Here is a 12702-nt window from a genome sequence, read left to right on the forward strand (position 1 = left end):
ACAACAAAAAATCTCAAAAGATACACGAGGTATCATATTGGAAATTGACTGGAAGACCCTGCCATCTCTGGCGTCCTTGCGAGCATTCGAACTGACTGCAAGGCGCGGGAACTTCGCTTCGGCGGCTCGTGACCTGAACGTTACACATGCAGCCATCGCTCAGCGGGTTCGATCCTTGGAAGCCGAAGTAGGTGTTCCATTGGCACGTAGGTCGGGTCGGACAGTCGTACTCACTGAGGCTGGAGCACGTTTGGCACAGCATCTAAACGAAGGTTTCGGCACAATCGCTGCAGGAATAAGAGAGCTGCAAGATGATCAGAGCAAGATACCTCTTCAGATCGCTGCAACGATGTATATTTCCCAAGCGGTGATCCTTCCGAAGCTCCATGAGTTCTGGCAGTTACACCCGGCAATCCAAGTCTCTGTGATGCCGTCACAGAATGTGGTGGATATCGTCGCCCTTGGTTTCGACCTTGCCATTCGCGCCACGCCCAACGAGCGAAACTGGGCTGGTCTCGATGCTGAGCTGCTCCTCGAAAGCGAACTCATCGCGGTTGGCGCCCCTTCGCTCGTCGGCGATGACATCACCAGTCTGCATCATTTGCCTTGGATTTGGTCACCAGGCATGCAGTACGAAGAAGACGCCATGAAGGCACTCGGCTTGGACCCACAAAGGCTGAGGAATGTAGATGTCGGGGCTCCGTTTCTACAGCTCTCCTTGGCCCGCCAAGGTCTGGGGCTCTGGCTCACAGCAGAAGTCCTTGTTCGTGACGATCTTGCGTCCGGAGACCTTCGCAGAGTACCCGTGCCATCACCCTTTTCGATGAAGTACTATGCAGCTACACCGGTGGGGCCTGTACGCCCACATGCACGCACATTCATAAATTGGCTTAAAGCTGCCTTGACCAAGCAGGAGTAACGGGCGCTATTTCCACACAACAACCCTGCGCTCCAAGTAACATCAACGTTCCTCTGTGGGATCCGCAGCACTCGTTCTTGGCATGTCTAAGTGAGCATGTCGTCACCTGAGGATTATGGTACTGTGTTCTACGCTTCGCTTGGAACCCTTGGTTCGCTGATGGCGGACACAAGCGGCGCAATATGGTAACTGTTATCCAAGGTGGAGAGATGTCGGCGATATCAAGGACTATCCCCATATTGTCAGCCGTGTTCCGAAGCCATGTGATCTTGTCAGGGGCTTGCCTGGTGGCCGCCGTAGTCGCCAGCACCACTGGCACAGCTGCAGAGGACGGCTCCGAATCCTTTGCTTTTGGCAGTTATGTCGAGAACAGGTGCACTTTTTGCCATTCGCATGCTCTCACCGTCGTTTTGTTGGGCCGCATGCTAGAAGCATCTGGGACAAGTGAATTGGACGCTTTCTTGTCCAATCATCATTGCCCTAATCCGGAAGAGCGCGCATCGATCGTTCGATATCTCCAAGAAAACTCCGAGTAGTATAGAGCCTGTAGCTGTGCGTCCGATTTCTGCAGTGGCTGGTCCCGGGTCATTAGTTTGTCCTACGGGTGTGGGGGGTTACTGGTCCTGCAAGGATTCCGGCTTGGGCATAGGGGTCGGTTTCTCACACGCATCATCCGAAGCGCCCGAGCTGGCAAGACATGCAAGATTTGACATATCTGAATTCTGTGAGACGATGTTCCCACTCAATAAAAAAGGGAGGGACTGTGATGAAAGCTATTCACAGTGTCGCATTCGCGGCGTCAATCGCGTTTCTTGGAACTCTTGCCAGTGCTCAGGACGATGCCGGATTAAACAAAGACTACCGGACATTCCATGCCGACGGCACAATCGAATACGGTGAAATCGGGGACAGTTACACCTCGGACCTCGTGATGTATCTTGCCGGGAACCAGTTCATGGTGATGGAAGAGCTCATTCAGGATTTCCAATCGCTGAACACTGACATCGAGACCATCTACGTTGAGACTATCCCACCGGGGCAAATTCTGAATGGTCAGATCTTACAGCAGGGTCAGATTAACGATCAGGACACTGCGATGAATCCCGACCTTTATGCTTCCGTCAATCTTAATCACCTTAAGAAGCTGGCCGGGCTGGGGAAGATGAATGACTACATGATATACATTCATAACAAGCTCGAACTGATGGTCGCGGCGGGCAACCCGAAGGGCATCAAGGGTCCTGAAGACCTCGCTCGGGATGATCTGGTGCAGTCGCATCCCAATCCCCTGACAGAAGGTATCTTCCGCTTCTACGGTTCTGAAATGCTCAAGGATATGGGGCTGTATGAGCAGGTCACTGGGAACGCCGAGTGCAAGAGCTGCTGGGCAATCGAAGGAAAAACCTGGTTCACATCTCGCCACCATCGTGAGACGCCGCAAAGAATTGAGGATGGAGAGGCAGATGTTGGTATTGTTTGGACCACGGAAGTCATCGAGGCCAAGGCTGAGGGACGGGCGATTGAAGGGGTTGCTATACCGGCTCCACTGAACAAACAGGATAAAGTAAGTTATGCAATTGGCGCTCTGAGTGAGGGGCGAAATCCATACAATGCTTATCGATTTCTGTCATATCTGGGAACTGACCGGGCGCAGGGCATCTATGCGTCCTATGGCTTTGTTCCAGCTAGCACGGAAGAGCTGAAGCTAAAGCCGCTAATGACAAACTGAGTGTACGGATGCGATCGGGCAAAGCATCTGTCGTTTTGAGGCACCCGTTGCCCCCGTAACACCCTTAACAAAAAAAATCGGAATGAGCCCCCGGCCAGCGCGAGCCAGCCGGGGACCTTCATTAGGGTAGTCTGCGGGCCACCACGTAATCAGCCAACCACTGCCAGTAGGCTGCTGCATCAGGAAAGCCCTGACCTCTGGCTGCTACGTTCTCCGCCTCAGAACGAGAAAGACCGCCATCGTACTCAGCGATAGCGGCCCTCTCCTCGAAGCCTTCGATGTCGGGGATCAGGGTCATGACACCGGCACCCTGATCTGGTCGACGATGTCCCGCTTCTGCTCGTCCGATATGCCAGCGGAGTAGATGCTGTAGGTGATCCCGTTCTCTGACCGGGCTGACTTATGCCCCACCAGAGAGGCGGTGAAGTGTTCTGGCACACCCGTTCTCTCACACTGGGTGATGAACCACTTCCTTGTGCTGTGGAACACCAGACCGGGACGATCGATGCCCAGCTTCTCTCTCAGAACCGCGAACCGCTTGGTGATGTCACTCACCCTCAGGTCGGGGAACAGAGGTCCACTGCTTGGCAGAGACGATAGAACAGCATCCAGGTGGGCAGGCCACTCGTCTTCGAAAGCGCGGATAACGACAATGTCGTCTTCCTTGAGGTCCAGCTTGGTCATGCTCAGGTCCTCCGTGTCAGGAGGTCAGGCAGGACAGCCCCCAGAACGAAAGCCAGCGGTACCGGTAACGCCAGAGGGGAGGCCCAAGCGGGCAGGCAGGCCAGCACGATCAGAAGGATCGCCACTGTCTGTGGGATCTCCAGTGAACGGTCTGAATACCGGCTCAGAGCCAGTGACAAGGCCAGCCGAAAGCCGACCCCAGCCGCCAGAAGCAGCGTGAAGGTGGTAAGCATCTATAGTTCTCCTATGAAGGGGTTCTTCTTCTATAGATGCTTGGAGTTGCTCGGTTTCTTGGTGGGGCTGGGCCTGGAGAGCAGGAATACGAACTCACACTCGAACGGGTTTTACGGGGGCAACGGGTGTCAGGTAGCAGTCGTTCGTCCGTGATCAGATCGAGGTCGACAATGCGGTAATTGAAGACGCTCCCGGATAAGTACTCCCGCAGTGTCATCTACATCCGTTCATGGTTTTGAGTTTCCCTATCATGCGCGAACTCATATGCTTTGTTCTGCCGGTGGCGGGCCCTTCTGCCAGTTCAGGTTGATCAACGGAGATAGTGTCATGAGGAATATTGCAGCGGGACTGGTCCTCGCGCTTTGCGTGCCGAGCGGCGTGTTCGCTGATCCAGCAACGGAGTGCGGTGGGAGCAGCCAGGTCGAGATCGGCGCATGCGTTGCCGAGACGCTTCAGAGGGTAGATGCGACGGTCGACATCTACCTTGGCTTCGCGATGAGGTCTGCGGAAGAATTGGACAGCGTGACAGGCCGAGCTGTGACTGTCCCCGCCCTTGAGGCTGCACAAGCGGCTTGGTCGGCATATAGGGATGCGCATTGCGATTACGTTGGAGCGACGTTTGGAGGCGGATCGGGAACCGGTATCGGGATTGATTCCTGCAAGATTGAGCTGGGTCGAGACCGTGCGAAAGAACTCATGCGCTACGTCCAATAGGAGTAAGATCAACTCTCTGCTCCCACCCACTTCAACTGAGCCTCCAATATCTTCAATACTAACTCAGGAAACTGCAAACATGATGATGCCCAAATCTTTCCCCCTCCATAGCAATCTTCGCATCTTGACGCTCTTGGCCGGTGTGGCGACTGCCACGATCTTGGCATTGCCCGCTCAGGCTCAATCCCAAGGTTTGATGCTCAATGAATGCGCCCATGCCGCACAAGGCTACTTTCGAGACTACGGTGCCCGAACCGAGATGAGGTATAATGGTCAACGGGTCGACGGTACTCATGCAGTCAACGGCGACATCTACCTCGAGAATCGCATGGAAAGCTTTGCCTGCTCCTATGCGCCCGACGGAAACCGGATGGTGGAGTTTTTCGCGGAAGGCCGGGTTCAAAATGCGTTCCTTCCCGGTCATAGTAGGGGCGATAGTGCTTCATCTGGCGGAGTAGGCGAAGTCATGCGTGTAACCGGTCTCTCCTCCGGCGACCTGTTGAATGTGCGCAGTGGGCCGGGCACAAACCACGGGATCGTCGGCAAGCTTGGCAACGGCGATCAGGTTCGTACCATCAATTGTGAGATGCGGGGAAGTTCCCGCTGGTGCGAGATCGAAATGATGACAGAAATGCGTGAACGCGGCTGGGTGAACGCGCGATACCTGAGGTAAGCGTCTAAAGAATTGACAGTCGAAAACGAACATCACTTTGAAAGGAAAAGCTCCATGAAAACATCAATCAAACTTGCCGGCCTTGGTCTTGTCGCAGCCACACTTGCCGGTTGCGTTGAAACGAGTGGCTCCAGCAACACTTCGAGCGGTGTGTTTGCACCACCGGGTATGGTTGAGGAATGTGTCCGCCAGGTTCGAGTGGGCCAGCCTAACGCAAACATCACCACACGCGCGCCAATCACCGCCGGCCCAGACAACCGTGTGTTCGTCGGTATGACTGTAGACGGCGCCAGTTGGGGATGCCGGATCGAGGACAATGGCAGCTATACCGCCTTCCCGCAGTTCGCAAACTGAGGCCTTGTAGTTGGCGAGCGCCTAAAGATGAGCTTCCGGAGGCAGACTCACTCCGGTAGCTCGTCGCCTGGTATCACGAAGACCGGACGCAAACCATCAACGCAGTCGAGATTGAGCTCCTCTTCGGGGTACATGAAAAAGGCGCTTGTGATATCCCGCGCGCACTGAGTTTCCCGGGTCGCACCGTGGTTGCTGTTCGGGAAGGTCACCATCCGTGCGTTCTGCAGGCCCTCGAAGATCGTCTCACCCCAGATCGGTGGTGTGCTCGTATCGAGGCTGCCATTCGAAACCAGAACGGGAAACCCGCTGGAATTGGAGATCGGCTCGGACGGCGACGCGCTCAAACCATAGGCTGCGCATCTCACGCCAAAGCCGAAATCGACCGCTCCAACGCCAACCGGGATAAGTTCGGGTGCATCACTGGCGCGCAGAGTCTCGAATGTCCTCTGCAGGTCAAACACGCGATCATTGCAGTGTATCACGGTCTGAATGATGGAGAAGACCTCCACGAGCCGCTCCCTGTAGAGAGGCTCGGAAAGAATATCGTAGACTTCCGCAATCTCGTCGTCGTCCATAAGGCCGATCAAGCTCAGCAGCAGGTCCCGTTCACCATCGGGGAACTCTGTGACCACCTGCGTCAGCTGATTGCGATCGGGAGCGCTCACCGCAACTCTTCCCAGAAACACGTTGATCTGGTGCCGAGGTGCTTGGGGGAGTTGCTCTGCGCTTGTCGCAAGTTCGTCTGCGAAGAACTGGGGTAGAGCGATATCGCGGTCGTATGCTTCGCTTAGACGCTTGCTTTGCGCGGCAAGGCGATCGACTTCGGTCGCCAGGAGACGCATTTGGGTCGCGACGTCGTTCGCTTCCAATGCGATCGGATCGAAAGGGTTGTTCAACACGGGCAGACCTGATCCAGAAACTCCTAGCAAAGAACCATCTTGCAAGCGCGTGTATAGGCCCGTTTCACCCCGTTCCAACTCATCGACGAGGCGCGGCAGATAAACCAGCACCTCCTTGTCCACCGCGCTACTACGCCAGACCAACCGAAGATCGTCGATTGTGATCGTTGTGTCGTCATCGATGACCAAGGGAGCAGTGGCCACGTCGTCAACCAGGTCTAGAGCGCGCTGACGGATGTCCGGGTAGCTGGCAGAACACGCGTCATCCGCTTCACAGCGCTCAAAGGCATCGAGTATTACATTGGGGAAAGCGATGTTGACGGCGAGCCAGTCGTTCCAGACACCCACGACGCCATCTATCAGGACACTCCGAACGGCTGGGAGGTCCGCCGCATCGTTTTCGTCGTAGTAGCGCATCACCTCCATCGTGTGGTTCGATCCGTAGGAGATGCCGTACAGGTTGTAGGAGGAGTAACCGAGCGCGTTCATCAGAGCGATTGCATCCAGTGCGTTGCTGTAAGAGCTATATTGGCTCAGATCGATGCCCTGTTCTTCGAAGTAGGGTGCGCAGTTTTGAGCTTCGTCGCCGGGCCCCAGAATTTCGGCTGCCACGAGGAGCGCGTCTGCGTCTGAATCCGGGCTGATGTCGTTGACCGTTCGGCCCAGTGCCTCCTGGTCCACGTCATCTGGAATCACGATCTCGTTGATTGTGCTTTTGATAGCAGGCGGGCATTCGAGAGCGGAACTGTACCGTATCCCCCGTTGATCAAAGAATATGATGTCCCGAGTCTGCCGCAAACGACTGGTATTGCCATTGAGCCACTCGATCTCTTCCAGAGCGGAGATGCCGGGGCCGCCTTCAAAATAGAGGATTGGGTCTGCGAAGGGTGCAGCGTTCTTCGCCTTGGCGATCGCATATGTGATTAGAAGCGTACGGTCACTTGGATTGTCCCAGTTCTCCGGCACTTCGATCTGACCGCAAATCATTGTTTCGCCGTCGATATCAGCTGCTGGAAGGGACATCGGGCACGAAATCGTCTGCGTACTTAAGGGGAGTGGATTGCCAACGTTTGCCTGAGCAAACGTCGGTTCTGCTCCAAAAGCCAGACCCATCAAGGGCAACACACCGATTTGGAGCAGACCGCTTCGCACAGATTTCATTGTGTTTCCTTTAAGCAAACATTGTCGGTAGCCCTATGTTGCTCCGTCCAAAATGGTGAGACAACCCGTTGTGGGACATTTTCCGATATTGGCGAAGCAACAGCATTTTTCCATGCGTCTCCCGTCCGCAATTTTTCCTACCACGATCTAATAGGCAGTCGAAAAAGAGAACCAAAAAACCTCCTTGGGCTCTCTCCAGCCAATCACCGCTATCAGTCCGAAGGTCCGCTTTCCCCTCCAGAGGCTTATATCCCTAACCACCCCCACTTCACCTTACCCCACACCCGTTACACCCGTAGGACCCGTTAGGGACCTCTCTCTGGTGTCTCCCTATCTCTCCTCCTTCTCCTCAGTATTCTCTTCCATTACTGATACCTAATTCTTACTCCCTCCCCCACATAGGATACCTACAGCAATAACAGACACTTAGATGGGGTAGCCTGCCTAGGAGACTAGCTCAGAGAGCCACAGAGGGTGTCCCTGATGTTGGTGGTGATGGTTGGATATGTCCCCCTGTCAGAAAGCCCGTAAGGTGCCAGAGAGGCGCTATAGCAGGCTCTGTGATGTTGCTGTTGGTTGTGTCTCACAGCCCTACGCACGTCCCCGAGAAGTGGTCAGACAGGGCCTCCGAGAAGGATGTTGCCTGATGATGACAACCACCAATAATGCCCCTAAAACTGCCCCCTTTTTCCGACTGCCTATCCTAAGCCGAAGAAAGGGATCGGAAGGGAAGGTTTCCTACCACCCCAGCCAGTTCTTCCTGACATGATACTTAGCCCCTCTGAGCCGCCTTCTCTGGCCAGAAATGCCCCTAAAAATGCCCCTCTCTTTAGGGTGGACTAGAGACCTACCAATAATTAGGTATGAGTAATGGAAGAAGACTAGGGGAAGGAGTAAGGAAGGAAGGGAGGCCCTAGAAGGAAACCTACCCGAGAGGTCTGGAAGAGGCCCAAGGAGGAAGCATGACCGACAAGATAGAAGACCCTTGGCACTCTCGCCCCTTGGACGTCCATCGGTGGTCGGATCATAAAGAGGTCGGGGTGGTGGTGGATGCAATTGCTGACAAGTACCTGCCTGATGCCAAAAAGAGCAGTCGTGGACCGAAGCAGAAGACAAAGACACGAGACCAGTTGAAGGTTCTGATCCTCGATCTGTACGTGGCCTGGAAGGAAGACCCAGACCTTTCCATCGGTGTCTCACTGTCCTCCAATGCGTGGCAGGCAGGCTCCAGATACAATGCTCTACATATCTCGAAGAAGATCGTTCCCATCATCAAGACGCTGCATGACGTGGGTCTCCTAGACTTGGCCAAGCACAGCCACAAGGAGCCGGGAAACAAGTACAACCGAACCACCCGCATACGTGCTGCCGAACCACTTCGGAAGATGTTCCGGAAAGCAAAGTTCGATCGGGATGATATCGGGCGCGCTGAAGGCGAAGAGGTCATCATTCTCAAGAACGACAAGAACAAGCAGATTGAGTACGAAGACACTGCCGATACGAAGCGGATGCGAGACGAGCTGACGGCCTATAACAAGCTCATCTTTAACAGTTTCATCGACATACCTGACCTTCAAGACCCGGTTATCGAGGTTGGTGATGGCGACGAGAAATCGATGGTCAGGATACATTCAGACACGACCAAGACTCGTCGGATCTTCAGTCGCTCACGCTGGGACATGAACGGTCGGTTCCATGGAGGGTGGTGGCAACAACTCAGCTCAGACACCCGAGCTCGTATCACGATCGATGATGAGCCCACCGTAGAGGTCGACTTCATCGGTCTGCACATTGCCATGCTGTACGCTGAAGCCGGGAAAAAGCTGGATTTTGACCCGTATCATGTTCCGCACGAGAAAATGCCTGCTTACCCCGAAAAGTTGACCCGGAAATTAATCAAGCGGCTGGCCCTTATTGCCATCAATGCAAAGGATAAAACCAAAGCTTACCAAGCCTTCCGAGAGGGGTTTCCCACCGGCAATATTGGTAGCCGAATAAAAAATTCTAAGCTGGACGAGCTGCTCGAGTTGCTGCTGGAGAAGAACCCCTGTCTGAAGGGCAAGCTGTTCACCGATCAGGGCATCCGGTTGATGCACCTGGATAGTCAGATCACCTCCCGCATCCATAACCACTTCACGACGAAGGGCATCCCAGTTCTCTCCGTTCATGACAGCTATATCATTGACTGCTGGAAGGTAGCTGAGCTCAGGCAGGCCATGGCTGACGCCTCTGAGGCTGTTGTGGGCAGACCTCTGGCAACCTCCATCAAGCTCCCGGGCAAGGAGGAATACAGCTTCGTGTCGGACAAAGAGCTACAGACCTACATTGAGAATAACCTCAACCCGCCTCGGTGTGACGGTTATGTCGCTCGGCTAGAGGCCTTCGAGGCTCGGACTGGGAGGAACCTTGGGCGGGACTATAGTATTCCGCCCCCCGGGGAAGCCGATGAAGATGCGGACCCAGATTGGGAATAGTGGTTGCTCAATCGCTGGATCAGAGCTGGTCAGCCCGGCACTCTCCAAAGCTCTTCAGGAACGGTGACATTGCTTGAATTGGCGGTGATGACTGCTGTGCGAATAGTGCAGAAACCGCGCGCAAAGACGCGTCTATCCGCAACAATTTTCGTCCTGCTGTATGGGCGGGCATGGCACCGTTCCGTAGGAGCAATACACACAACAATCGCCCTGCAGGGGTTTGAGGAGCTGACCACACGACTTGCACTTGTAGAACCACTGACACGCATCAGTCGGCATCGTCTCCTTTGCCTCATACCCGCAGATTGGGCATGTCAAAATGCTTTGAAGATTGATCTCCATAGCCGCGGGCTAAACTACCGCTGTTTCGCGACGCACCGCGCCGACCTGACGGGTGATCTCGCCGATATGGCGGCCGTCGGTGCCACAGCAGCCGCCCCAGACGTTGACATGCGGAAAACGGGCGGCGAGCCCAGCCATCTGCTCCCCGAGTTCCTTGGGGTCTCCGTCTTCGAGATGGCCAAGACTGCAAAGCGATAGAAGTTCCATAGCAACAGCGTTCGGCATGAAGCCTCCCAGTCGGCGGGTCCAGTCGCCCATGGTCAGTCCCGGCTCGAACTCGGTCGGATGCACGCAATTCACAGCATAGTAGAGCGGCGCGCTCCCGGTGGCCGCATCGACTCTAGAGACAGCCTCTTCGAGTGTCGCGCCGTCCTGGAGCGTCCCGCCCTTTGCGATGAACGAGATGACGCAGGGAATCCCGGCACCCTTAGCCGCACGAGCGAAGCCAATGGCTTCCTCAACGTTCGAGAAGGTCCAAGCTGATACCAGTTCGGCACCGGCGTCTCGCAGTGTGATGATTTGCTCGGAATGGTAGTCTTCCGCCTCTGCCGCGGTCTCAGTCCGCCCGGTGTCGTAGGCATCCCCGCGCGGTCCGATGCAACCACCGATGACCATTGGGGTGGTATCGCTCTGATACTCCCGCGCAAGATCCCTGTAGAACTCGAGCCCACGCATGTTAATGTCGGCCAAGGCTTCGCGGGAGAACCCGATCAGCTCGCCCCAGTCTCGGCTCGCGCGATAGTGCAGGCCCTCGTTGATCACGCCAAACCCGTTCGCGACCGCGGCTTCGATGATCTTGCGATAGTAGTCGGTGATGCAGTCCCGTCCGCGCTTGTCATCGAGCAGTTCAAAAGCGCAGAAGTGGCGAAGTTCGAAGCCGTCGATGTACTGCAACCAAGTCTCAAATCCACCACCGCAGGTCATCAGATGACCGTTGAGTTGCGGGAGTTGTTCACGATCTTTCATAGCTGTCCCTCCCCTTCGATTTAAGAGAAGTATAGATGAATTTCATCGGTCTGTCGCGTCGGCAAAGTTGACTACTGCAGTCGGTAGCGAAGTCCGGCTTGGACTCTAAGTTGTCATTCGAGTGATAAGGCCGGGTGTCTGGTTACGGCGGTCTTCCAGAGCCCATCCACCACCACCCCGACCTCTTTATGATCCGACCACCGATGGACGTCCAAGGGGCGAGAGTGCCAAGGGTCTTCTATCTTGTCGGTCATGCTTCCTCCTTGGGCCTCTTCCAGACCTCTCGGGTACTCGTCCTTCAGGGGGCCGGAGAGGGAGACCCCTCCGACACAGTCCTCCCACACGTCGGTGACGCGGAAGAGGTGTTCGGGCCACTCGTCTTCGAAAGCACGGATGACAACGATGTCGTCTTCCTTGAGGTCCAGCTTGGCCATGCTCAGGTCCTCCGTGTCAGGAGGTCAGGCAGGACAGCCCCCAGAACGAAAGCCAGCGGGACAGGCAGAGCCAAAGGGGAGGCCCAGCTGGGCAGACAGGCCAGCACGATCAGGATGACAGCCAGTGCCTGTGGGATCTCCAGTGATCGGTTTGAGTACCGGCTCAGAGCCAGTGAGAGGGCCAGCCGACAGCCGACCCCAGCCGCCAGAAGCAGCGTGAAGGTGGTAAGCATCTATAGTTCTCCTATGAAGGGGTTCTTCTTCTATAGATGCCTAAGATTGCACGGTTTATCGGTGGGGCTGGGCCTGGAGAGCAGGAGTACGAACTCACCCTCGAAAGGGTGTTACGGGTGCAACGGGTGTCGGAGAGCAGTCGTTCGTCCGGGATCAGATCGAGGTCGACAATGCGGGCGAAGCGAAGCAGATATTTAGCGTTCTGCAAGCTTTCTGCGTACGTCACCTACCTGACGGGTAATCTCACCGATATGGCGACCGTCGGTGCCACAGCAGCCGCCCCAGACGTTGATATGTGGGAAACGGCGGGCAAGGTCTGCCATCTGACCGCCGAGTTCCTCGGGGTCGCCGTCTTCAAGATGACCAAGCTTGCAAAGATCAAGAGTTTCCATGGCTACCGCGTTGGGCATGAATCCTCCTAAACGCTTAGTCCAGTCCCCGTCAGTCAAGCCCGGCTCGAACTCTGTCGGATGTGTACAGTTAATCATATAGTATGCAGGTGCACTCCCTGTTGCGGCGTCGACTTCGGCGATCGCCTCTTCGAGTGAATGACCTCCTTTTAGTCTCCCGCCTTTGGCGACAAAGAAAGAAATCACGACCGGCATGTCGGCCGCCTTTGCGGCCCGTGCCAGACCGATGACCTCGTCCACGCTAGAGAATGTTGCCGCGGTGACCAGATCAGCACCAGCCTTCTTGAACGTGAGGATTTGTTCAGAGTGATAGTCCTCAGCTTCTGCAGCATCTGGTGTCCGACCCACGTTGTAGGCGTCACCTCTTGGGCCAATGACACCGCCGACGATCATCGGGGTTTCGGGACTTTCGTATTCGTTGGCGAAGTTCTTATAGAATTCGATTCCACGGATGTTGATCTCTTCTAGGGTCAGG

The 12702-nt window shown here is 55.4% G+C and carries 15 protein-coding genes; 6 read left to right on the top strand and 9 right to left on the bottom strand.

The window, feature by feature from the left end:
• Positions 1–919: LysR family transcriptional regulator (locus MGEO_RS20400; protein WP_085641585.1), on the top strand; the 919-nt coding region annotated here is incomplete at its 5' end.
• Between the two features lie 766 nt (positions 920–1685).
• Positions 1686–2648 (top strand): molybdate ABC transporter substrate-binding protein, encoded by a 963-nt coding sequence (locus MGEO_RS20405; protein WP_158091074.1) that lies wholly within the window; start codon positions 1686–1688, stop codon positions 2646–2648.
• Positions 2649–2769: 121 nt separating this feature from the next.
• Here the strand turns inward: MGEO_RS20405 and MGEO_RS21620 are convergent, their stop codons facing one another.
• The 3 genes from MGEO_RS21620 to MGEO_RS20415 are packed head-to-tail and all read right to left on the bottom strand — an operon-like array spanning position 2770 to position 3565.
• Positions 2770–2946: a hypothetical protein gene (locus MGEO_RS21620; RefSeq protein ID WP_170102933.1), complete on the bottom strand. Its 177-nt coding sequence runs from the start codon at positions 2944–2946 to the stop codon at positions 2770–2772.
• Positions 2943–3332, bottom strand: coding sequence for a site-specific integrase (locus tag MGEO_RS20410; protein ID WP_198948135.1), 390 nt, complete (start codon positions 3330–3332; stop codon positions 2943–2945). Before MGEO_RS20410 ends, MGEO_RS21620 begins: the two co-directional genes overlap by 4 nt.
• A 2-nt stretch (positions 3333–3334) precedes the next feature.
• Positions 3335–3565, bottom strand: a complete 231-nt coding sequence (locus tag MGEO_RS20415; protein WP_085641587.1) for a hypothetical protein — start codon at positions 3563–3565, stop codon at positions 3335–3337.
• Between the two features lie 328 nt (positions 3566–3893).
• On the opposite strand from MGEO_RS20415, the gene MGEO_RS20420 reads away from it, so the two are divergent.
• From MGEO_RS20420 to MGEO_RS20430, 3 genes are all read left to right on the top strand, one after another.
• Positions 3894–4280, top strand: coding sequence for a lysozyme inhibitor LprI family protein (locus MGEO_RS20420; protein WP_085641588.1), 387 nt, complete (start codon positions 3894–3896; stop codon positions 4278–4280).
• A 79-nt stretch (positions 4281–4359) separates the two neighbouring features.
• The gene (locus tag MGEO_RS20425; RefSeq protein ID WP_085641589.1) at positions 4360–4953 is read left to right on the top strand and encodes an SH3 domain-containing protein; all 594 of its coding nucleotides are present in this window, start codon (positions 4360–4362) and stop codon (positions 4951–4953) included.
• A 54-nt stretch (positions 4954–5007) separates the two neighbouring features.
• Positions 5008–5307 carry a hypothetical protein gene (locus MGEO_RS20430; protein WP_085641590.1) on the top strand — a complete coding sequence of 100 codons (300 nt, stop codon included), beginning with the start codon at positions 5008–5010 and terminating at the stop codon, positions 5305–5307.
• Positions 5308–5354: 47 nt separating this feature from the next.
• Here MGEO_RS20430 and MGEO_RS20435 read toward each other — a convergent pair whose 3' ends face one another.
• Positions 5355–7319 (bottom strand): alpha/beta hydrolase, encoded by a 1965-nt coding sequence (locus MGEO_RS20435; protein WP_158091075.1) that lies wholly within the window; start codon positions 7317–7319, stop codon positions 5355–5357.
• 1010 nt (positions 7320–8329) lie between these two features.
• On the opposite strand from MGEO_RS20435, the gene MGEO_RS20440 reads away from it, so the two are divergent.
• On the top strand, positions 8330–9841 hold the full coding sequence (locus MGEO_RS20440) for a hypothetical protein (protein WP_085641592.1): 1512 nt from the start codon (positions 8330–8332) through the stop codon (positions 9839–9841).
• A gap of 132 nt (positions 9842–9973) precedes the next feature.
• Here MGEO_RS20440 and MGEO_RS21815 read toward each other — a convergent pair whose 3' ends face one another.
• The 5 genes from MGEO_RS21815 to MGEO_RS20465 form a co-directional block, all read right to left on the bottom strand.
• On the bottom strand, positions 9974–10183 hold the full coding sequence (locus tag MGEO_RS21815; RefSeq protein ID WP_085641593.1) for a GDCCVxC domain-containing (seleno)protein: 210 nt from the start codon (positions 10181–10183) through the stop codon (positions 9974–9976).
• A 9-nt stretch (positions 10184–10192) separates the two neighbouring features.
• On the bottom strand, positions 10193–11149 hold the full coding sequence (locus tag MGEO_RS20450; protein WP_085641594.1) for a homocysteine S-methyltransferase family protein: 957 nt from the start codon (positions 11147–11149) through the stop codon (positions 10193–10195).
• A gap of 113 nt (positions 11150–11262) precedes the next feature.
• Positions 11263–11583: a hypothetical protein gene (locus MGEO_RS20455; RefSeq protein WP_085641595.1), complete on the bottom strand. Its 321-nt coding sequence runs from the start codon at positions 11581–11583 to the stop codon at positions 11263–11265.
• Between the two features lie 2 nt (positions 11584–11585).
• Positions 11586–11816: a hypothetical protein gene (locus tag MGEO_RS20460; RefSeq protein WP_085641596.1), complete on the bottom strand. Its 231-nt coding sequence runs from the start codon at positions 11814–11816 to the stop codon at positions 11586–11588.
• Between the two features lie 195 nt (positions 11817–12011).
• A partial coding sequence (locus MGEO_RS20465; RefSeq protein WP_158091076.1) for a homocysteine S-methyltransferase family protein occupies positions 12012–12702 on the bottom strand: 691 nt, incomplete at its 5' end.

Source organism: Marivita geojedonensis (assembly GCF_002115805.1).
In the GTDB taxonomy this organism is placed as follows: Bacteria; Pseudomonadota; Alphaproteobacteria; order Rhodobacterales; family Rhodobacteraceae; genus Marivita; species Marivita geojedonensis.

Excerpts from the sequence above, each read along its gene's own strand:
- MGEO_RS20405 (WP_158091074.1), top strand. The coding sequence starts at position 1,686 with ATGAAAGCTATTCACAGTGTCGCATTCGCGGCGTCAATCGCGTTTCTT.
- MGEO_RS21620 (WP_170102933.1), bottom strand. The coding sequence starts at position 2,946 with ATGACCCTGATCCCCGACATCGAAGGCTTCGAGGAGAGGGCCGCTATC.
- MGEO_RS20410 (WP_198948135.1), bottom strand. The coding sequence starts at position 3,332 with ATGACCAAGCTGGACCTCAAGGAAGACGACATTGTCGTTATCCGCGCT.
- MGEO_RS20415 (WP_085641587.1), bottom strand. The coding sequence starts at position 3,565 with ATGCTTACCACCTTCACGCTGCTTCTGGCGGCTGGGGTCGGCTTTCGG.
- MGEO_RS20420 (WP_085641588.1), top strand. The coding sequence starts at position 3,894 with ATGAGGAATATTGCAGCGGGACTGGTCCTCGCGCTTTGCGTGCCGAGC.
- MGEO_RS20425 (WP_085641589.1), top strand. The coding sequence starts at position 4,360 with ATGATGATGCCCAAATCTTTCCCCCTCCATAGCAATCTTCGCATCTTG.
- MGEO_RS20430 (WP_085641590.1), top strand. The coding sequence starts at position 5,008 with ATGAAAACATCAATCAAACTTGCCGGCCTTGGTCTTGTCGCAGCCACA.
- MGEO_RS20435 (WP_158091075.1), bottom strand. The coding sequence starts at position 7,319 with ATGGGTCTGGCTTTTGGAGCAGAACCGACGTTTGCTCAGGCAAACGTT.
- MGEO_RS20440 (WP_085641592.1), top strand. The coding sequence starts at position 8,330 with ATGACCGACAAGATAGAAGACCCTTGGCACTCTCGCCCCTTGGACGTC.
- MGEO_RS21815 (WP_085641593.1), bottom strand. The coding sequence starts at position 10,183 with ATGGAGATCAATCTTCAAAGCATTTTGACATGCCCAATCTGCGGGTAT.
- MGEO_RS20450 (WP_085641594.1), bottom strand. The coding sequence starts at position 11,149 with ATGAAAGATCGTGAACAACTCCCGCAACTCAACGGTCATCTGATGACC.
- MGEO_RS20455 (WP_085641595.1), bottom strand. The coding sequence starts at position 11,583 with ATGGCCAAGCTGGACCTCAAGGAAGACGACATCGTTGTCATCCGTGCT.
- MGEO_RS20460 (WP_085641596.1), bottom strand. The coding sequence starts at position 11,816 with ATGCTTACCACCTTCACGCTGCTTCTGGCGGCTGGGGTCGGCTGTCGG.